The 22097-nt window shown below is 35.3% G+C and carries 18 protein-coding genes; 14 read left to right on the top strand and 4 right to left on the bottom strand.

Annotated elements, in window-relative coordinates:
• Window positions 1-12: 12 nt before the first annotated feature.
• The 3 genes from sigV to NiCM35_RS06245 all read right to left on the bottom strand — a co-directional run bounded on the left by sigV (window position 13) and on the right by NiCM35_RS06245 (window position 3632).
• The gene (gene sigV / locus NiCM35_RS06235; RefSeq protein ID WP_047943753.1) at window positions 13-498 is read right to left on the bottom strand and encodes an RNA polymerase sigma factor SigV; all 486 of its coding nucleotides are present in this window, start codon (window positions 496-498) and stop codon (window positions 13-15) included.
• A 181-nt stretch (window positions 499-679) separates the two neighbouring features.
• On the bottom strand, window positions 680-2881 hold the full coding sequence (locus NiCM35_RS06240) for an MMPL family transporter (protein ID WP_123260603.1): 2202 nt from the start codon (window positions 2879-2881) through the stop codon (window positions 680-682).
• A 121-nt stretch (window positions 2882-3002) separates the two neighbouring features.
• The gene (locus NiCM35_RS06245; RefSeq protein WP_095330346.1) at window positions 3003-3632 is read right to left on the bottom strand and encodes a TetR/AcrR family transcriptional regulator; all 630 of its coding nucleotides are present in this window, start codon (window positions 3630-3632) and stop codon (window positions 3003-3005) included.
• 369 nt (window positions 3633-4001) lie between these two features.
• Here NiCM35_RS06245 and adhE point away from each other — a divergent pair, with 369 nt between their 5' ends.
• A complete protein-coding gene (gene adhE / locus NiCM35_RS06250) occupies window positions 4002-6614 on the top strand; it encodes a bifunctional acetaldehyde-CoA/alcohol dehydrogenase (protein ID WP_123258205.1) in 2613 nt (870 codons plus the stop codon).
• A gap of 57 nt (window positions 6615-6671) precedes the next feature.
• Here adhE and NiCM35_RS06255 read toward each other — a convergent pair whose 3' ends face one another.
• Window positions 6672-7697 carry an HD-GYP domain-containing protein gene (locus NiCM35_RS06255; protein ID WP_095330348.1) on the bottom strand — a complete coding sequence of 342 codons (1026 nt, stop codon included), beginning with the start codon at window positions 7695-7697 and terminating at the stop codon, window positions 6672-6674.
• 246 nt (window positions 7698-7943) lie between these two features.
• Between NiCM35_RS06255 and NiCM35_RS06260 the strand changes: the two genes are divergently transcribed.
• From NiCM35_RS06260 to hisG, 13 genes are all read left to right on the top strand, one after another.
• The gene (locus NiCM35_RS06260; protein WP_217279708.1) at window positions 7944-8231 is read left to right on the top strand and encodes a hypothetical protein; all 288 of its coding nucleotides are present in this window, start codon (window positions 7944-7946) and stop codon (window positions 8229-8231) included.
• Window positions 8232-8444: 213 nt separating this feature from the next.
• Window positions 8445-9311: an STAS domain-containing protein gene (locus NiCM35_RS06265; RefSeq protein ID WP_095330349.1), complete on the top strand. Its 867-nt coding sequence runs from the start codon at window positions 8445-8447 to the stop codon at window positions 9309-9311.
• 12 nt (window positions 9312-9323) lie between these two features.
• Complete coding sequence (locus NiCM35_RS06270) at window positions 9324-9557, top strand: CsbA family protein (RefSeq protein ID WP_095330350.1); 234 nt, start codon at window positions 9324-9326, stop codon at window positions 9555-9557.
• A 414-nt stretch (window positions 9558-9971) separates the two neighbouring features.
• Window positions 9972-11951 carry an excinuclease ABC subunit UvrB gene (uvrB, locus tag NiCM35_RS06275; protein WP_095330351.1) on the top strand — a complete coding sequence of 660 codons (1980 nt, stop codon included), beginning with the start codon at window positions 9972-9974 and terminating at the stop codon, window positions 11949-11951.
• A 7-nt stretch (window positions 11952-11958) separates the two neighbouring features.
• A complete protein-coding gene (gene uvrA, locus NiCM35_RS06280) occupies window positions 11959-14835 on the top strand; it encodes an excinuclease ABC subunit UvrA (protein WP_095330352.1) in 2877 nt (958 codons plus the stop codon).
• Window positions 14836-15188: 353 nt separating this feature from the next.
• Complete coding sequence (locus tag NiCM35_RS06285) at window positions 15189-16313, top strand: DUF4097 family beta strand repeat-containing protein (protein ID WP_095330353.1); 1125 nt, start codon at window positions 15189-15191, stop codon at window positions 16311-16313.
• A 109-nt stretch (window positions 16314-16422) separates the two neighbouring features.
• Window positions 16423-16776 carry a phage holin family protein gene (locus NiCM35_RS06290; protein WP_095330354.1) on the top strand — a complete coding sequence of 118 codons (354 nt, stop codon included), beginning with the start codon at window positions 16423-16425 and terminating at the stop codon, window positions 16774-16776.
• A gap of 199 nt (window positions 16777-16975) precedes the next feature.
• Entirely contained in the window at window positions 16976-17905 is a 930-nt protein-coding gene (hprK, locus tag NiCM35_RS06295; RefSeq protein WP_095330355.1) for an HPr(Ser) kinase/phosphatase, read from the top strand.
• Between the two features lie 46 nt (window positions 17906-17951).
• Window positions 17952-18764 (top strand): prolipoprotein diacylglyceryl transferase, encoded by an 813-nt coding sequence (gene lgt / locus NiCM35_RS06300; RefSeq protein WP_095330356.1) that lies wholly within the window; start codon window positions 17952-17954, stop codon window positions 18762-18764.
• Between the two features lie 21 nt (window positions 18765-18785).
• Window positions 18786-19439 (top strand): pyrophosphatase PpaX, encoded by a 654-nt coding sequence (gene ppaX, locus NiCM35_RS06305; RefSeq protein WP_123260606.1) that lies wholly within the window; start codon window positions 18786-18788, stop codon window positions 19437-19439.
• Window positions 19436-19969, top strand: a complete 534-nt coding sequence (locus tag NiCM35_RS06310) for an acyltransferase (protein ID WP_433778966.1) — start codon at window positions 19436-19438, stop codon at window positions 19967-19969. Before ppaX ends, NiCM35_RS06310 begins: the two co-directional genes overlap by 4 nt.
• Before the next feature lie 290 nt (window positions 19970-20259).
• Window positions 20260-21444: an ATP phosphoribosyltransferase regulatory subunit gene (locus NiCM35_RS06315; RefSeq protein WP_163187456.1), complete on the top strand. Its 1185-nt coding sequence runs from the start codon at window positions 20260-20262 to the stop codon at window positions 21442-21444.
• Window positions 21441-22085: an ATP phosphoribosyltransferase gene (gene hisG / locus NiCM35_RS06320; RefSeq protein ID WP_123258201.1), complete on the top strand. Its 645-nt coding sequence runs from the start codon at window positions 21441-21443 to the stop codon at window positions 22083-22085. Before NiCM35_RS06315 ends, hisG begins: the two co-directional genes overlap by 4 nt.
• Window positions 22086-22097 lie beyond the last annotated feature (12 nt).

Here is a 22097-nt window from a genome sequence, read left to right on the forward strand (position 1 = left end):
TTTATTCCTCCACTATTTCATTTCTATACGAAGTATTTTTAGTGCCTTATAAAGTTTTGTTTTTACTGTATTTATATTTTCATCTAGTACAGAAGCAATTTCTTCGAGCTTTAAGTCTTCAAAAAAACGAAGAATCACAATGGTTTTATAGGATGGTGGAAGCTGATTCATTGCTTGTTCTAAATCTAAATTTTTGTAAGTATCGACAGAACTTGAAGCAAGCACTTCTAAACTGTCATCGTCTGCCACATACCAACGTTTCTTTTTTCGTAAAAAATCAAGAGAGGTTGTAGCGACAATTCGATAAAACCAACTTTTCATCATAGCAGTATCTTTTAATTGATGTTGTTTTCTTAACGCTTTATGAATAGAGTCTTGTACAATATCTAAGGCATCTTCTTGATTCCGTACATAAGAGTAAGCAAATCGATAGAAGCTTTCCTTATGATCCATAATAAATGTAATTAACTCCGTTTCTTTTTTATTTTTGTTTAACATAGAAGAGCTCCTTTATGGAAGAAATACGTAATAACTTAAGTTTTACAAGGAATAGACGTATGGAAAGGGGATTTTGTTTTAAGAAAATCAAATAAATTAAAAAAAGGAAGGATAAAACGGAAAAGAGAGAAGAAAATCCTCCAAGCTTTCTGGTGAGACAGCACTTGGAGGAATAAATAATCTATTCTTTTTCTTTTACATGTAGTTTCTTGCTTGGCCAAAAGGCAGCATTTCCTAATAGGGAAGTTATTCCAGGCACTAAAAATGGTCTTACAATAAAGGTATCCAGCACAATTCCGATTGCAGTTATGGTTCCAAAATGGACAAGTACTTGCATTGGTAAAGTCGTTAGTACCATAAAGGTAGCGGCTAAAATGACTCCAGCAGAAGTAATAACGCCGCCAGATTCTGCTACACCTTCTTTCACCGCTTGTAAGAGAGGCTTTTCTTTGCTTTTCTTCCATATGCTTGAAATCATGAATATATTATAATCTTCTCCTAATGCCACAATAAATACAAAGGAGTATAGCGGAATTAAACCTTGAATTGCCTCTACTCCAAATCCATAGTGAAGGATAATCCAGCCCAATCCTAATGCGCTAAAATAGGAAAGCAGAACGGTCGCAATCAAATAGATGGTTGCCGTTATAGAGCGTAGATAAATAAGTAAAAGGATGGCAATCATGGCTAAAATAACAGGAATGATCATTTGCGCATCATCATTTGTTAATTCTCTTGTATCATATTGCTCTGCAGTAATTCCAGCAATCCAAACATTATCGTTCGCATTTTTGATTCCATTCTCCTGAAGCGTTTCTTCCAATGTTTCCCGAATTATTGGTAGTTTATCCATCGCTTCATTTGAATAAGGATTCGTTTGAAGCTCCACTGAATATTTGATTAAATCAGGATTCTTCTTTCCTGCTTCACTCTCTGAAACCTTTGCGATAAAATCTAATTGCTTCAAGGATTCCTCGACTTTTACAGCTTCTCCTTCGGTGTTAATAATAACCGATACGGGAGCAAGTTCCCCTGCATTAAAATGATCTTCAATTAAAGTATAGCCTTCTCTTGAGGGCATATCATCCGGAAATGAGGATAATAAGTCATACGTATACTCCGTTTTAAGGGAAAAAAGAGCAAAAATTCCAAGTAATATTGTCGTGAGAATCGTCACTTTCCATGGATGTTTTGTTACTACCTTACCAATCGCGGTTCCGAGTGATTTTCTTTTTTTCGCTGTTTTTTTAATGCCCTTTTTTGCTAATAATTCTTCTGTTCTAGGAACGAATGGATAAAAAGACAGTCTGCCGATAATAGCTAAAATGGCAGGGACAATACTTAAACTAGCTATCATCATTATGAGAATAGATATGCTAAATGGAATGGCAAATCGGTGAACTGCCCCATATTGAGCTAATAATAATGCAATGAGGGAGAAAAATACTGTTAAACCACTCATCGCCACGGCTCCGCCAGAACGTTTTAAGGCTTTTTGCATCGCAATTTCCTTTACTGATTCTTGTGTTAGTAACGTACGATATCTACTGATAATGAATAAACAATAGTCTGTACCAGCTCCAAAAAGCAATACGGTCATAATAGCAATGCTTTGAGAATCAAATTCAATCCACCCTGACTTACCTAAGAAGCCAAGTAAAGGACTGATAACTCCATAAGCGATTCCAACTCCGATTAGCGGGATTAAAGCTAATACTGGAGAACGATATATGACAAGCAAACAAATTAAAACTATCATGACTGTGCCAATGAGTAATGATAAGTCACCTTGGCTAAACAGCTCTGTCGCGTCAATAGAGATACCTACTGGACCGGTTGTTCTTGCGTGCAATTTTGTTTCGTCTTTTATAGAGGTGTTAAAAGGATTTTCTCCCCATAAGTCACTTGCAGCCGTTTCTAATTCCTGAATACCAGTCTTCAGTTCGCTTGTAGCTAAATTATTCTCAAATAAAAGCGGGAGAACGAATGTTGTTCCATCTTCAGAAATTTGTCGCTTTACTGCTTCTATCGGTAGTTGATGATAGGGAATAATCATTTCTTGATGGATTAGCGGTTTCTCTGTTAGTTGTTTGGTAAGCTCTTGGATTTGTTGTAAATCTTGATCAGATAATCCTGTTGATCGATACCAAGCAATTAATGCAGGTGTTCCTTGTTCATTGGGAAATTCCTCTTTCATTTTTTCCTCTGCCTGCTGTGATAAAGCAGTAGTGGGAATATTTCTAGCTAAATCATTTTTCTGTGAGCTAGCCTGAGGTAAAAACATGCTTACTATCCCGACAAGGAGAAGCCAGGCAATTAAAGTAATCCACTTTCCCTTTTTACTAGTTACTGCAGTAAAATATTGCTGAATATAATGTTTCATTTTTCCACTCCTTAAAGACGCAACTTATCAATCGATAAGTAAGATGTAAAACAAACTTATCACTTGATAAGTTGAGTATATAGTTAATACAGAAAGAAATGAAGTGTTTTTTACAAAATCATTACCTATCTACTAGGCCAAACAAAAATAAATGAACAATTAACTTTGCCTTTCGCTGGATTTCCTTTTTTTGTTGATTAGAAGATAGTTCTTTCATATAAGAAGGCTGCATCGCTGTTTGAATATATTGAAGAAACATCAAGGCAATTTCTTGGCTATTACTTTCTATTTTATTGTAGGAAATATTTGCATTGTTTTTTTCCTCTTGATCAAATACTTGTATAATGGGGTTCAAAAATCCTTCCTGCCAGCGAATTCTTAAATGTGTTTGGACATCAGCCGGCATTTCATGCTGTAAGTCATGAAACATTTGCATTAAATCCTCTTGATAATTTTCTAAAAAGTAAATAGCAATTTGATAGAGACATTCTTGAAGATTCTCGAATTTTTTCGTAATGTTTAAGAGAGCTTGTTCGGTTTGTTTTATAGACGCATTAATTACTTCTTTATAAATATCTTGTTTATTTTTGAAATGATGATATAAGGCTGGTTGTGTAATTCCACAATGTTCTGCAATCATTCTTGTACTAACCTTTCGATATCCTAATTCCATAAATAGCTGATAGGAAACATGGATAATGAACTGATAGGTATCATGATTGGTACTCGACCTAACTATTTTTTTATTCACATTGTAAACCCTTTCATTGTTGAATTTATCACATTTAATATTATAGAAAAAATAAGGGGATATTTCAAATTTGTATAAAATGTGAACGGCATTGTGAAAATATGAACAAATTTATTTAAATAGACTTGAAGGTTTTCACAAGTCGTTATATGATAAGCGTGTAAAGAAAAACTAACGAGAATTTGCAAACAAGCAACAAGAACTGTAAGTTGGTAGGAAAATTAAACTACTATATTAGTAGTTTTTCTTTAAAGAACAATTTGTGAAATATTTCACAAATTAACTGCTTTTATAAAGTAGTTTTTTCTTTAAAGTAATATGTGAAAAACTTCACATAATTATCATTCTCTATAATTGGAGGGATCTACGATGTCAGTTGTTGAAAAAGAAGTAAAAGGGAAAAATGAACAAGTTGATGTGCAAGCAGTTATTGATGAAATGGCTGTGAAAGGAAAAAGAGCACTAAAGGAATTTATGTCCTTAGATCAAGAGCAAGTAGATGAAATAGTAAAAGCAATGGCTCTTGCTGGCTTAGATAAACATATGTATTTAGCTAAACTAGCAGTAGAAGAAACCGGAAGAGGCATTTATGAAGATAAAATAACAAAGAATATATTCTCTACAGAATATATATACCACAATATTAAATATGATCGTACAGTTGGGGTAATAAATGAGGATCAACAAACAGGAATTGTCGAAATCGCTGATCCAGTTGGAGTGATTGCAGGAGTAACACCTGTTACAAACCCTACCTCTACTACAATGTTTAAAGCTATTATTGCTATTAAAACACGGAATCCAATTATTTTTGCTTTCCATCCTTCTGCACAGAAATGCAGTAGTGAAGCAGCTAGAATCTTAAGAGATGCAGCTGTAAAAGCAGGGGCACCAGAAAACTGTATTCAATGGGTTGAAAAACCTTCCATTGAAACAACAAAAGCATTAATGAACCATAATGATATCGCACTAATTCTTGCAACTGGAGGACCAGGAATGGTTAAATCTGCATACAGTTGTGGCAAACCAGCACTGGGAGTTGGAGCTGGTAACGTACCTTGTTATATTGAAAAAACAGCAAAAGTTAAAAGAGCAGTCACTGATTTAATTCTTTCTAAAACATTTGATAATGGAATGATTTGTGCCTCTGAACAAGCAGTAATCATTGATAAAGAAATCTATGAAGAAGTGAAAGATTTATTAGTTCGTAATAGCTGTTATTTCTTAAATAAAGAGGAATTAGCCAAAGTAGAAAAACTAGTAATTAATGAAAACACATGTGCTGTAAATCCTGATATCGTTGGTAAATCTGCTCATTATATCGCAGGATTGGCAGGAGTAAAAGTTCCGGAAGATACCAAAATCCTACTTGCGGAATTAGAGGGTGTGGGACCAAATTACCCGCTATCAAGAGAAAAATTAAGTCCAGTCCTTGCATGCTATAAAGTTGAATCAACAGAAGAAGGAATCAAACGTGCAGAAGAAATGCTAGAATTCGGCGGATTAGGACACTCAGCAGTTATTCACTCTGAAGATCCAAAAGTAATCGAAAGCTTTGCGCTAAGAATGAAAGCATGCCGAATTATTAACAACGCTCCATCTTCTCAAGGTGCGATCGGTGATATCTACAATGCTTTCATGCCATCTTTAACACTTGGCTGTGGATCTTATGGTAAAAACTCTGTATCTACTAACGTAACAGACATTCATTTATTGAATGTAAAAAAACTAGCAAAAAGGAATGTAAATATGCAATGGTTTAAAGTTCCATCAAAAATCTATTTTGAGAAAAACTCTGTACAGTATTTACAAAAAATGAAGGACATTTCTAGAGTGTTTATCGTAACTGATCCATATATGGTCAAATTCGGATATGTTGATAAATTACTTTATAACTTAAGAAAACGTTCAAATCTAGTGCAAGTAGAAGTATTTTCCGATGTAGAGCCAGATCCATCTATTGAAACAGTTGTTAGAGGAACAGAAATGATGGCTAAATTCCAGCCGGATTGCATTATCGCTCTTGGTGGGGGTTCTCCAATGGATGCAGCGAAAGGAATGTGGTTATTCTATGAACATCCAGATGAAGAGTTCTTTGGCTTAAAGCAAAAGTTCTTAGATATCCGCAAAAGAGTATATAAATATCCATCATTGGGTGGAAAAGCTAAATTTGTGGCAATTCCAACTACCTCTGGTACTGGATCTGAAGTAACATCTTTTGCGGTTATTACCGATAAAGAGCAAAATATTAAATATCCTTTAGCAGATTATGAGTTAACACCAGATGTAGCAATCATTGATCCGCAATTTGTGATGACAGTTCCACCATCCGTTACAGCAGATACAGGGATGGACGTACTAACACATGCTGTGGAGGCGTATGTATCAAATATGGCAAATGACTATACAGATGCATTAGCAGTTAAAGCTGTTCAATTGATCTTTGAATATTTACCAAGAGCTTATCGTAATGGAAATGATGAAGAAGCACGTGAAAAAGTGCATAATGCTTCTACGATCGCCGGTATGGCATTTGCAAATGCGTTCTTAGGAATTAACCATAGCTTGGCACATAAATTAGGAGCCGAATTCCATATCGCACATGGCCGTTCTAATGCAATTTTATTGCCACATGTTATCAGATATAATGCTGAGAAACCAAAAAAATTCATGTCATTCCCTAAATATGAATATTTTAAAGCAGATGAACGTTATGCGGATCTTGCTAGAATTCTTGGATTGCCGGCTAATACAGTTGAACAAGGTGTAGACAACTTTGTAAAGGCAGTAATCAGACTAGGGAAAGAACTGAATATTCCAATGAGTATTGCTGCACAAGGCGTAGATGCAAAAGAATTCGAAGCAAAAGTGGATTATTTAGCGGACCGGGCCTTTGAAGATCAATGTACAACAGCTAACCCTAAATTACCATTAGTTACAGAGTTAGCAGATATTTATCGTAAAGCCTATAAAGGGGTTTAAAAAATCCTCGAATAATAAAAATGGTCAAATCACTCGTGATTTGACCATTTTTATTATTCAATTTGCTAATCCAGTAATCTTTAAAGAGGAAGTCCTGCGTAAATCAATATAGGAATCCTTTAGTCGAATCAATGGTAAATGAGGTTCATTTTGATGAATAAAGATAATTTCTGCTGTTTCATTATTAGATAGCATGACTTTTTTAAAGAGCTGCTTCCTCATGATGAAATTGGTAAATGGAATAACAATAGCTGGATTTAAAGCATTTCCATAGGATTCACTCATTAATTCATCAATAGCTTCAATGTAGGTTTTCTTGTCTTTATACGTATTAGCAGTACACATGCTATTAAATTTGTCTGCAACGGAAACAATTTGGATCAAGAAAGGAATATCCTTTTCTGTACGCTGAGAGGGGTAGCCTCTGCCATTTATTTTTTCATGATGTAACAGAGCAGTTCGCGATATTAATATATCCAATTGTGGAACTTGAAATAAAATACTTTTTCCATAGATTGTGTGTTTTTGCATTTCTTTATATTCTGTTTGTGTTAAACGAGCAGATGCCTTTAAAATAGATGAATCCAACTTTAACATTCCGATATCATGAAATAATCCCATCTGACTAAGCAGATGGCATTGCTTTTTAGGCAATCCTAAAATCTTCCCAATAATGGCGGAAAGGATTCCAACATTTATACTATGCTGGTAAATATAATCATTTGGTGAGACTTCTTTATGAAGAATTTCTAAAATTGCTAATTCTTGAAGAGAAGAATCAATGATGTCTTTAAAGCCAGTTAAGAGTTTTTCCACCGTGCTGTTATCTTGTTCCATAATGCGATGGAAAGTTTCTTTTACCTCATCTAGCAAATTAGTAAATTCCTTATTATCGGAGGAGGTAGCGGTTTCATCTGTAGGTTCAATAACATCAAATGGATTAACCTGATGCTTTGTAAGTAATTCAACATGCTTCTTGGTTAAGATGGAGTCCTTTTTAAGTAGAAGTAAGCCTTCAATAGAGTTTGAATAAACATCCTTTTTTATACGATACCCAACAATATCCATAGTTCCTTTTCCCATATTAATTGTCTCCTTTACATAATGGCTATATATTGCTGCCTCGCATCCCCTTATTAGTAAATATTACCTTAGCTCCATCATAGATAAAACGGACTTTTTGACTAGTTATCGCACTTCTTATTGCCTATTTTAGTAGAAATTACTAGGGAGTAAGGCCTTCTGTATATTTTTCCTATTATAATAGCTATATATTTACCAAATAGAATAGAAGAAGATGCATAGATACATAGAGAGAGGAGCGGAAGGATGAAGAGGAGTCGAGTGAATAAAAATACATATTCTTTACATAAGGAAAAGAAATATCAACATCATATTAATTTCATTCATAATGAATTGAGGAATTATCGTACGATTGATATACCAAATCGTACGATAATCATTAAGAATCAGGATTTGGAAGATTGGATTGTGGAAGAGTTAAGTCCTGAAGAACTAGATGAAATTATTGTATTGCTAGAACAAGCTAAGAAAAGAGCATCTTCTGTGAAACCAATCTTTCAAGTGATTGCAACAAGCTTGTTAAAAATTACATAAGGATTCTGTTTTTAACAAAAGGCTTCTTGCTTGTTTCACTATGTGGTGAACTATATAATAGTATATATTTATCGATAAACACTAGACCGGATTTTAAGAAAAAGAGTAGAAAATCAAAATAGACAGTTGTGAATGCTTCTGTTATTGTATTGTAAGAAATAGCCATATAGAAACCTAATGAAGCCTTGTTTCTTGAATTAGGAGGAGAATTAGTTGGAACCTTGTATGCAAAGTTTATATACTTATTTAAATGACCATCTTGTTGATATGCGTAAAGAGTGGCTAAGCATGATAGAAAATAGTGATTCATCCTTTTATTCAGTCCATAAATCAGCAGAGAATATGGCAGAACTAATTACCGCCCATCAAACTCTTTTAGAAAATGTAATAAAGGTTTTTATTGAGGAAGAAGAAGTATATTCAGCAAATATTTCTGAATGGGCTCTTAAAGTTGCAGAAAAGCGGGCGAAAGACTTAGTACCAATTTTAGAATCAATTGAACAGCTTAACACGGTTAAAGGCATTCTTTTATCATATGTAGAAAAATTTTCTGCGGAGACTACTGCTCATTTAACAATTCCTACACTCTTTGAATGGATACGATTAATTCATTATGCATTTGATTTATTTGTAAATATTTTTATTGGTTCTTACGATAAATATAAATTTCAGCAATTAACGGCACAGCAAGAAACTATATATGAATTAAGCAGCCCAGTTATTCCAATTACGGAGGGAATTGGTGTTATTCCATTAATCGGCGATATTGATACAAAGCGAGCGCAATTAATTATGGAGAATACACTAAAGGAATGTAACGAGAAACGATTTAATCACTTATTTATTGATTTATCGGGTGTGCCCCTAATTGATACAATGGTTGCGCATCAAATTTTCCAAGTGATTCATGCTTTACGATTAATTGGTGTCAAAGGTTATCTTTCAGGATTAAGACCAGAGGTGGCACAAACAGCTATTCAACTAGGTGTAGATTTTAGCCAGATACCAATATTTAATAATTTAGCAAGTGCACTAGGGAAATTTGGATTAACGGTCAATGAAGTGAAATTTGTTAAATAGAGGTGTATATAGATGGGGAAATATATAGCTGCACTATTTTTCCCGTGCCTATTGGTAATCCTTTTTTCAAAAGCAACCTATTATCCAATTATTGGTTTAGTCTTAACCGTTGCTTTAATTGCTGCTTCGGTTTACAGAGGATATACGGATACATTTTTATTAATTGTCGTTGATGCTTTTTCTATGACTATTGGTTATATGATCAGTAGAAATTGGAAAGAGAGATTAGCAAGTAAGGATACTTAATAGAAGAAATATAAAAAAGAATAGAGAAGAAGAATGACTAAACGATTTTCCGTCGATAAAGAGGATAGGTATTTCGTATAGTCATTTTTTTATAGGGAAATGTTTTTCGTCCTAATCAAATTATGTTCAAAAATAAATCGAATGTTTGTTCTCTTTTTTGTGGTTTGAAATGGAAGGTTTGTGGTAGAATGATGTTATATTGATTACATAGGTAGGAATTAAAGAAAGAAATGGTTAAAAATCGTCTTTTCATTTTGTTGTTTTCCTTAATTTGTTGCTTTTTGTTTTTGCGGAGAATTTGAATCCTTAAAACAACAGAGTGTACGAAAATAGCTAATATCGTGGAGTATTAACATAAAGCAGCAATGGAATAGATGAATAAACAGGCGTGTGTATAGATCGGAGGATGGTTTAGTGAGTCATGATTTTGAATTAGTTTCGAAGTATACTCCTCAAGGAGATCAGCCAGAAGCAATCAAAAAATTAGTCTCAGGTATACAAGCAGGAGAGAAGATTCAAACCTTGCTGGGGGCAACTGGGACGGGTAAAACGTTCACCATAAGCAATGTGATTAAAGAAGTTAAAAAGCCAACATTAATTATTGCTCACAATAAAACCTTAGCAGGTCAATTATATAGTGAGTTTAAAGAATTTTTTCCTAATAATGCAGTAGAATATTTTGTTAGCTACTATGATTATTACCAACCAGAGGCTTATGTCCCGCAAACGGATACGTTTATTGAAAAAGATGCAAGCATTAATGATGAAATTGATAAGCTCCGTCACTCAGCAACATCTTCCTTATTTGAAAGAGATGACGTAATAATTATTGCCAGTGTATCTTGTATATATGGATTAGGTTCTCCAGAAGAATATCGAGAAATGGTTGTATCATTAAGAACCGGTATGGAATTGGAAAGAAATCAATTGCTTCGTAAATTAGTGGATATTCAATACGATCGAAATGATATTGATTTTAAACGGGGAACTTTTCGTGTCCGTGGTGATGTAGTCGAAATTTTCCCAGCGTCCCGAGATGAACATTGTATAAGAGTCGAATTTTTTGGAGATGAAATTGACCGGATTCGGGAAGTGGATGCATTAACGGGTGAAATTTTAGGAGAACGAAATCATATTGCTATTTTTCCGGCGTCTCACTTCGTAACAAGAGAAGAGAAAATGAAAATAGCAATTGAAAACATTGAAAAAGAATTAGAAGAACGCTTAGAGCAATTAAGAGCAGATAATAAATTATTAGAGGCTCAGCGTCTAGAACAACGCTCACGCTATGATTTAGAAATGATGCGAGAAATGGGATTCTGTTCAGGAATAGAAAATTACTCAAGACATTTAACATTAAGACCTCCTGGATCTACTCCTTATACATTGCTGGATTATTTTCCAAAAGATTTCTTACTTGTGATTGACGAATCCCATGTTACGTTGCCGCAAATTAGAGGAATGTATAATGGAGACCAAGCGCGGAAAAACGTATTAGTTGAGCATGGTTTCCGCCTGCCTTCAGCTCTTGATAACCGCCCATTAACGTTCGGAGAATTTGAGAAGCATATTAATCAAATGATTTGTGTTTCTGCAACACCAGGACCATATGAAATCGAACATACTCCTGTTATGATTGAACAAATAATCCGTCCAACTGGGTTACTTGATCCAACCATTGATGTTCGTCCAATTGAAGGACAGATTGATGATTTAATAGCGGAAATCCATGAGAGAATGAAACGAAATGAACGGGTATTGGTAACAACACTGACGAAAAAAATGTCAGAGGATTTAACAGATTATCTAAAAGAAATAGGGATAAAAGTACAGTATCTACATTCCGAAGTAAAAACATTAGAACGGATTGAAATTATTCGAGAGTTACGTCTTGGGAAATACGATGTATTGATAGGAATTAACCTATTGCGAGAAGGCTTGGATATTCCTGAAGTCTCACTCGTTACTATTTTGGATGCAGATAAGGAAGGGTTCCTTCGTTCAGAGCGGTCCCTTATTCAAACGATTGGACGGGCGGCGAGAAATTCTAATGGCCATGTCATCATGTACGCTGATAAGATTACCCATTCCATGGAAGTCGCTATCAGCGAAACGAAAAGACGTAGAGAAATTCAAGAAAAGTATAATGAAGAACATGGAATTACCCCGCAAACCATTCAAAAAGGAATTAGAGATACAATCCGTGCTACGCAAGCAGCAGAGGAGCCTGAAGAGTATGGAACAACTACAAAACTTGATAAATTAACGAAAAAAGAAAAAGAAGCAATGATCGCACAAATGGAAAACGAGATGAAAGAAGCAGCAAAAGCATTAAACTTCGAAAGAGCTGCAGAACTTCGCGATTTACTGCTTGAATTAAAGGCTGAGGGGTGAGAGAACAATGGCAAAAGATAAACTTATCGTAAAAGGTGCACGTGCAAATAATTTAAAAAATATTGATATAACAATACCGAGAGATCAATTAGTAGTGATAACTGGTTTATCTGGTTCAGGAAAGTCTTCTCTTGCTTTTGATACGATTTATGCAGAAGGACAAAGAAGATATGTAGAATCTTTATCTGCTTATGCTCGGCAGTTTTTAGGACAAATGGATAAGCCTGATGTTGATTCAATAGAAGGCTTATCTCCTGCTATTTCTATTGATCAGAAAACGACAAGTCGAAATCCTCGTTCTACTGTGGGGACTGTAACAGAAATTTATGATTATTTGAGATTATTATTTGCGAGGGTAGGAAGACCAACTTGTCCAGAGCATGGTATTGAAATTTCTTCTCAGACAATAGAACAGATGGTTGACCGTATTCTCGAATATCCTGAGAGAACTAGACTGCAAGTACTTGCGCCGGTTGTATCAGGGCGCAAGGGAACACATGTGAAAGTACTTGAAGATGTAAAAAAACAAGGGTATGTTCGTTTGCGCATCGATGGAGAAATGTTTGAAATTGGTGATGATATTTCTCTAGAGAAAAATAAGAAACATAATATTGAAGTAGTTATCGATCGACTTGTTGTCAAAGAGGGAATAACTGCTCGTCTGGCAGATTCATTGGAATCAGCCTTACAATTCGGGAATGGAAAAGTCATTATTGATGTGATGGGACAAGAGGAATTACTGTTTAGTGAGCATCACGCTTGTCCAATTTGCGGTTTCTCTATTAGTGAATTAGAACCAAGGCTATTTTCTTTTAATAGTCCATTTGGAGCTTGTCCAGATTGTGATGGTCTAGGAAATAAACTAGTTGTAGATGTAGATTTAGTTATTCCTGATTGGAATTTAACTTTAAAGGAAAATGCGATAGCTCCTTGGGAATCTATTAGTTCTCAATACTATCCACAGCTTCTTGAAAGTGTATGTAATCATTATGGAATTGACATGAATATACCTGTAAAGAACATTCCGAAGAATTTAATGGATAAAATCCTTTATGGATCTGGAAAGGAATATATCCATTTCCGCTATGAAAATGACTTTGGCCAAGTGAGAGAAAATGATATCCAATTCGAAGGCGTTATGAAAAACGTGGAAAGAAGATATAAAGAAACTAGTTCTGACTACATCCGTGAGCAAATGCAAAAATACATGGCAGAACAGCCTTGTCGCACATGTAAAGGATATCGCCTAAAGAAAGAGGCTTTGGCTGTTTTAATTAACGGACAGCATATCGGCAAAATTACTGAAAAATCAGTGGTGGAATGCTATGAATTTATGGAGAAGGTTGATTTAACAGATAAAGAAAAACAAATTGCTAACTTGATTCTTCGAGAAATAAAAGAAAGAGTTGGATTTTTAATCAATGTTGGATTAGATTATCTAACACTAAGTAGAGCGGCAGGAACTTTATCAGGTGGAGAAGCCCAAAGAATTCGTTTAGCAACACAAATCGGTTCAAGGCTTACGGGTGTTCTTTATATTTTGGACGAGCCTTCCATTGGGCTTCATCAAAGAGATAATGATAAATTAATCGATACATTAAGACAGATGCGTGATATAGGGAATACATTGATTGTTGTAGAACATGATGAAGATACCATGATGGCTGCTGACTATTTAATTGATGTTGGTCCAGGTGCGGGTGTCCATGGTGGCGAAATTATTTCTGTGGGAACGCCAAAAGAAGTAATGAATGATCCACAATCGATAACTGGTCAGTATTTATCTGGAAAGAAATTCATTCCACTTCCATTAGAGAGAAAACAAAGTGATGGCAGATATATTGAAATTACTGGGGCAAAAGAAAATAATTTAAAAAATGTAAATGTAAAAATACCGCTCGGAATGTTTATCGCTGTGACAGGGGTTTCTGGTTCAGGAAAAAGTACTTTAATTAATGAAATTCTTCATAAAGGCTTGGCTCAAAAGCTAAATCGTGCGAAGGCAAAGCCAGGTGCCCATAAGGAAATTAAGGGAATTGAACAATTGGAAAAAGTCATAGATATTGACCAATCCCCAATTGGTCGAACACCAAGATCAAATCCGGCGACTTATACGGGTGTGTTTGATGATATACGTGATGTTTTTGCGACAACCAATGAAGCAAAGGTACGCGGTTATAAAAAAGGACGTTTTAGTTTTAATGTTAAAGGTGGAAGATGCGAAGCATGCCGCGGAGATGGAATCATAAAAATTGAAATGCATTTCCTTCCAGATGTTTATGTTCCATGTGAAGTTTGTCATGGCAAACGATACAATAGGGAAACATTAGAAGTGAAATATAAAGGAAAAAACATCTCCGATGTATTGGAAATGACAGTGGAAGATGGTGTATCCTTCTTCGAAAATATACCGAAAATCCATCGTAAATTGCAAACAATTGTGGACGTTGGTTTAGGTTATATTAAACTCGGACAGCCAGCGACTACTTTATCAGGTGGAGAGGCACAAAGGGTAAAACTAGCGTCAGAATTACACCGTCGATCTACCGGAAAGTCTTTTTATATTTTGGATGAGCCGACAACAGGCTTACACGTTGATGATATTTCAAGACTATTGATTGTTCTTCAGCGACTAGTCGAAAATGGAGATACAGTACTAGTTATTGAACATAATCTCGATGTCATTAAGACTGCTGATTATATTATCGACTTAGGACCAGAAGGCGGAGATAAAGGTGGCACAATATTAGGAACAGGGACTCCTGAAGATATTGCCAATCTAAAAGGGTCTTATACAGGGAAATATTTAAAGCCGATCCTAGATAGAGAGCGGCAAAGAATGAAGAATAGTATCGAAGAAGCGGAAAAAATCGCTACAACTTAAATCAAGAGACGGGGAAAGTAGAAAAGCTGATGGAATTATTACCAACAGTTACCTGCCAGACCTCGTCTCTTTTTTCCTAACTTAAGGAGAAATTCTTCTGAATTAGAAACCCGCTACATAAAATAAAGAAGATCAGAAAGTATTCAAATTGAAACCTTTGCTGGGATGATTCCGTATTAACATATAGGAGTCCTTTCTGTTAATTAGTAATTTCAACCAATGATTGGCTTTGAAAGTGTCTTTTTTCTTTAATCTAATAGTCTTCACATTAGCAAATGGAAATAAGCGGTGTTTTAATGTTTTGTGAAAAGTACTTAAAAGAATAAAATCGTATTTTTTGAGGAGGATTTAAAGTGGCAGAAGAGAAAAAGCGAATTTTAGAATTAGTGGAAAGTGGAAAATTAACTGTTGATGAAGCGTTAAAGCTAATGGAAAAGGTTGATGAAGTGAATGAGAAAAAGTCTTTAAATGAAGAAGAAAAAATAATTTTAGAAGATTTTCAAAAAGAATCAAAGTTTCATGAAAAAAAGAAAGAAACGTCTTCAAATTATGGATTTAATTTTCAAGCAGCGAAAGATAAGCTTTTTGACATAGTTGATACAACCATAAAAAAGGTGAAGGAAGTAGACCTAGATTTAAACTTCGGTCATTTTGAAGAAGTTTCTCACATTTTTCAATTCAATAATATTGCTCCCAAAAAGTTGGATATCGATATTCCCAATGGAGAGGTAGAACTGATTCCATGGGATCAAGAGGAAGTAAGTATTGAGTGTAAAGCAAAGGTCTATCGAGTGAATTCTTTAGAGGAAGCAAAAAGAGTATTTCTCAAGGAAGTAGACGTAATAGTAGATAATGAGCGCTTAGTAGTGAAAACGAACCATAAGTGGATGAAAGTGAAAGCACAGGTTTATATTCCACAAATTTCATATGAATCAGCCATCATCCGTTTATTTAATGGACCAATTACTACGTTTGATGTTAAAGCGGAAAAATTGTATGCTAAAACAGCTAATGGTAAAATAACGCTAAAAGCTGGTGAAAACAAAAAAGTGGAGGCAGATGCTGCAAACGGCAGTATTAAAGTCGAAAAAGGAAAGATGGATAAACTGGATGCAGAAACAATAAATGGCTCTATTACGGTTGAGGGGTATTTCAATAAAGTTGATTTACAAGCCTTTAATGGCAGTATATCATGTGTGAACCATTCAGAAACCTGTGAAATCCTTGAGCTCCAAGGGACAACAGGAAGCATTGAAGTAAGTTTACCTGAAACATTAGCGGTCAGCGGTGAATTAAAAACGAATTTTGGTGGATTCAATGTAGAGTTAGAGGGAATACAAATAATAGAGGAAAAAAATGAAGTTCTGCAAAAAACGTTACAATTTAAATCAATCCAATCAAGTGAGCATCATACAAAAATTGAAGCTAATACTAAAACAGGATCGATAAAAGTGAAGAAAATTGAAAAAAGCAATTAATTTTAATAGAAGAAATGAATAAGATACAGGGACTTCAAGGTAAAATGTGGTTTTCTTCTGTATCTTAAATCAATCAGCTTCTTCTGTGTTTAAATGAGGAGTAATTGGAATGAGATGGATTATCGGAATACTGATTAATGCTATATTCTTTGTAGCATTAGCTGGATTATTTCAGGAACAATTTTATTTATCGGGAATAGGTGCGGCAATCGGAGCAAGTGTGATTTTATCTTTGCTAAATATTATTGTCAAACCAATTTTAATTTTATTGACGTTACCTGTAACAGTGTTATCGCTTGGGCTATTTTTATTTGTCATCAACGCTATTACGCTGTCATTAACAGACAGATTAATGGGAGATAGTTTTGAAATTTCGAGTTTTGGTATGTGTTTATTTTTTAGCGTTCTACTGTCACTTTGCAATATAATCGTTCAAAACACAGTTCTGCGAGGAAAAGAATAGAAAGCTGCCGGGTAAAGGAGTGGAGAAATGGCCATTGCTTTACCTAGCAGCTTTTCTTATTATTTTGACTGAATTCTAGCATATATTTAGTGTTTAATGCTAAAATAAGGTGAATATGGAATTCTAAAAAAACATACCTTAAACAGCTAATACTGTTTATAAAAAACTTAACAGCAGTGACCTTTAAAGGAGGAGCTTCATGGCAGCGAAAGTACTAATAAAAGATGTTATCGAAGAGTTTGATTTAGAAATTGTAAGTGGAGAAGAGGGAATTAATCGACCAATTACAGTTAGTGATATATCAAGACCAGGTCTCGAGATGGCTGGCTATTTTAACTATTATCCAGCAGAACGTGTTCAGCTGTTAGGGAAGACAGAACTGTCCTTTGCTGAACGATTAAGTGAGGAAGATAGGGCAAATCGCTTAACCAAGTTATGTAGTGATACAACGCCAGGAATTATTATTACTCGAAATATGGAGGTGCCTCCCCAATTAATAGAGGCATCAGAAGAATTAGCTGTACCTGTACTACGATCTAAGCATAAAACATCGCTTTTTTCCAGTCGTCTTACAAATTTCTTGGAAAGAAAATTAGCACCAACAACAGCGGTTCACGGGGTTCTTGTTGACATTTATGGTGTGGGCGTTTTAATTACTGGTAAAAGTGGTGTAGGTAAAAGTGAAACAGCACTTGAGCTTGTAAAACGCGGGCATCGATTAGTTGCTGATGATTGTGTGGAGATACGCCAAGAAGATGAGAATTTAATTGTCGGTAGTTCACCAGAGTTAATTGAACATCTATTGGAAATTCGTGGATTAGGGATCATTAATGTCATGACGCTTTTTGGAGCTGGGGCTGTTCGTACCCACAAAAAAATATCTTTAGTTATGTCTTTGGAATTATGGGAGCAAAACAAGCAATATGATCGTTTAGGTTTAGATGAGGAAAAAATGAAAATAATTGATACAGAAGTAACCAAGCTGACAATTCCAGTTCGTCCTGGCCGAAATTTAGCGGTAATTATTGAGGTCGCGGCAATGAATTTCCGTTTAAAAAGAATGGGTGTTAATGCAGCCGAACAATTCACGAATAAATTAAACAATGTTATATCTGACGAAAGAAAATAAATAAAGTGAAATGCTGTGAAAAACGTGGGAAATAGGAGGAAATCGAATGGAAGATATACAACCAATTGATCCAATTGCTTTTTCGTTAGGACCGTTTGATGTTAGATGGTACGGACTTATCATTGGCTTTGGATTGATTCTTGCTCTTGTTATTGCAATGCGAGAAGGGAATCGAAGAGGACTTGGAAAGGATGACTTTCCTGATTTAATGTTATGGGCAATCCCCATTTCTATTATATGTGCGCGAATTTACTACGTCATTTTTGAATGGAGCTACTATAAAGATCATCTAGGGGATATACCGAAAATTTGGAATGGTGGAATTGCCATTCATGGAGCTTTAATTGGTGCGATTGTGACTACTTATATTTTTACAAAGAAAAAGGGTATTTCCTTCTGGAAAATCGCGGACATCGCTGCACCTAGTCTAATCCTTGGACAAGCTATTGGCCGTTGGGGCAACTTTATGAATCAAGAGGCACATGGCGAAGAAGTTACACGTTCTTTTTTAGAAGGTTTACATTTGCCGAATTTTATTATCGATCAAATGTATATTAACGGCACTTACTATCATCCTACTTTTTTATATGAATCATTATGGAATATTGTTGGATTCGTAATTTTACTAGTTTTACGGAAAGTGAACTTACGTAGAGGAGAAATCTTTTTAACTTATGTTATTTGGTATTCAGTTGGAAGATTCTTTATCGAAGGAATGAGAACAGATAGCCTTATGATTGGTGATTTACGGATGGCTCAATTAATTTCATTAGCGTTAATTGTCATTTCTATTATCTGTATCGCTTATAGACGGAAAACGGGTCTTGCAAGTGAACGTTATTTAGATGCAAATGGTTAATCATGGAAAGGAATGTTTAGGTTGACTGGAAAGATTAATACAGCATTATTCGATTTGGATGGAACGCTAATAAATACAAATGAATTAATTATTTCCTCCTACTTACATACATTAAATCATTATTACCCAGGAAAATATAAACGAGTTGATGTCATTCCTTTTATGGGACCACCATTATTGGAAACATTTGAGTCGATTGATAAAATGAGAGCTCCAGAGATGATAGCAATGTATCGCTCCTATAATATTGCGAATCACGATAAGATTGTTACAATATTTGATGGTGTTTATGATGCTATTAAAGAATTAAAGCAAAGAGGCTTTAAGCTTGCAATTGTATCAACAAAACTTTCCGATGTAGTGGAAATGGGCTTGAAATTGACGAAGCTAGATGAATTTTTTGATGTAGTGGTTGCTTTAGATCATGTAACAAACGCTAAACCAGATCCCGAGCCGGTTCTCCTTGCTCTTGAAAAATTAAAGGCTTCCCCTGGCGATGCAATTATGGTTGGAGATAATAAACATGATATTTTGTCTGGGAAAAATGCAGGTACTTTAACAGCGGGTGTTGCTTGGACACTAAAAGGGAAAGAATTTTTGCAGGCATATAATCCTGATTATATTTTTGAGAATATGAAAGACATTCTTTCTATTCCTGAAGTACAACAAACATGAGAAAAACGACGAGATATCCGGTTAGTGGACCCAATTCCTTATGGCATGTTTATAAAACGGTTCCGTTTTTGAAAGTAATTAAAAATTTTATTGTTATTCAGACAGCAAGATATATGCCTTTTTTGAAAGTGAAAAATTGGATGTACCGAAAGCTATTAAAAATGCAGGTGGGAGATCAAACCTCCTTCGCCTTAATGGTAATGCTTGATATTATGTTTCCAGAAAAAATTAAGGTCGGCAAGAATACTGTCATAGGCTACAATACCACTATTCTTGCCCATGAATATTTAATAGAGGAATACAGACTTGGGGAGATTGAAATTGGCGATGAAGTCATGATTGGTGCCAATTCCACTATTCTTCCTGGTGTGACAATTGGTGATCGTGCGATTGTTTCTGCAGGTACATTAGTACATAAGAACGTCCTGGCAGGAAGCTTTGTTGGGGGAAATCCGATGCAAATCATTTATACCGCAGAACAAATGGAAGAACGTAAACGAAATGAGCCTTCCTATGTATTAGATGAATAAAGACAAAAACCTATCTGTCCGTTATTTCAAGAATAAGTTTCTAGAAGTAAGGAATAGATAGGTTTTTTTGAAAATGTCAGAATTAATAAAAAACAGTGAAATATAACGATAAATTGAATATACCGAAAGACTTTGTTTATAAGTTTCGTTGGATTTTTTAGAAAGATCTAATAAATGAAACTTTTCTCTTGACCTCAGTTCAGACGAAGAGTACACTAAAAACAACTCTTTAATTTGGTAGTATATTAGCGAACTAAAGCATTCGGAATTTTAAAACATGAGGTGTTATGATGAGCAGCTTATTTATGTTTGAAAAGCCATTAGGCATGAGAGATACATTACCAGCGATTTACGAAAGAAAATATAAAGTTAAACAAAAAATAGATACAGAAATAAAAAAATGGGGTTATCAATTTATTGAAACTCCGACATTAGAATACTATGAAACAGTCGGCACAGCGTCCGCTATTTTAGACCAGCAGCTTTTTAAATTATTGGATCAGCAGGGACATACACTAGTTCTTCGCCCAGATATGACTGCGCCAATAGCGAGAGTAGCGGCATCTAAGCTTCTATCAGAAGATTTGCCATTACGTCTTGCCTATAATGCGTCCGTGTTTCGAGCGCAGCAGCGAGAAGGCGGCAGACCGGCGGAGTTTGAACAAATAGGTGTTGAATATATTGGCGATAAAACCATTAGTGCAGATGGAGAAGGAATTTCTCTACTTATTTCCTCCCTTCAACAAGCAGGTGTGAAAAACTATCAAGTGTCGGTAGGGCATATTGGCTTTGTCCAATCATTTTTTCAACAAATTCTTGGAACAAAAGATAGAGTGGACAGTTTAACCAAATATTTATATGAGAAAAATTATGTCGGCTATCGTCAGCATGTAGAACAACTTGCTTTATCAAGTATTGATAAACAGCGCTTAAATGATTTCCTAACACTAAGAGGAAAAGAAGAAGTGATTGACCTTGCCTATCAGCTAATGGAAGGAGATCAAGGAAAGAAAGCAATCGATGATTTAAAACAGCTAAGAGATATCCTTGTAGATTACGAAGTGGCAGACAGAGTGACATTTGATTTATCACTTGTTAGTCATATGAGCTACTATACTGGCATTGTATATGAGGTATATGCAGAAGGGGTAGGCTTTCCCATTGGTAGTGGGGGCAGATATGATTTGCTATTAGAGAAATTCGGAAAAAACACTGGAGCAACTGGTTTTGCTATTCGAGTGGATCGACTATTGGAAGCATTAGGCACGGTCGCAAAAACAACCATGATCGAATGTATTTTATTTAGTAGTGAACGAAGAAAAGAAGCATTTCTATTAGCTCAAGAAAAAAGGCAAGCTGGCATCCATGTCATTACGCAAGATATTAATGGGGTGAAAGATGTAGATGCTTGTACAAAGCAGTATAGTGAAATCATACTATTGGTTGGAAAAAAAGGAGCGGAGGTGGCCAAATGAATGACATGCTAACTATCGCAATGCCAAAGGGAAGAATTTTCGAAGAGGCAGCCGATTTATTAAGAGATGCAGGCTTTCGTTTACCAGCAGAATTTGATGACTCCCGGAAATTAATTATAGAGGTTGAAGAAGAAAACTTCCGCTTTATCTTGGCTAAGCCTATGGATGTTCCTACCTATGTCGAGCATGGCGTTGCCGATTTGGGGATTGCAGGAAAGGATGTCATGCTAGAGGAAGAAAGAGATGTATATGAATTGCTAGATTTACATATTAGTGCCTGTTATTTAGCAGTAGCAGGGCTTCCTCATACAGAACTGAATGAAATTGCTCCTAGAATTGCAACAAAATATCCTAATGTGGCGGCAGCCTATTTTCGTGAACAAGGGTCTCAAGTAGAAATTATTAAGCTGAATGGTTCCATTGAGCTTGCACCAATTATCGGCTTAACTGATCGAATTGTCGATATTGTTTCGACAGGAAAGACACTTGCTGAGAATGGCCTAATTGAATATGAAAGAATCGTAGACATTACTTCAAGATTAATTGTCAATCCTGCAAGCTACCGATTGAAGGATAGACGAATTAGTGAATTAGTAGTGAGGCTTCAGCCGGTAGTAAAGTCGAAATTAAGTGTGAAATAACGAATAAGGAGT

This window comes from Niallia sp. M35 (assembly GCF_050971705.1).
In the GTDB taxonomy this organism is placed as follows: domain Bacteria; phylum Bacillota; class Bacilli; order Bacillales; family Cytobacillaceae; genus Niallia; species Niallia circulans_A.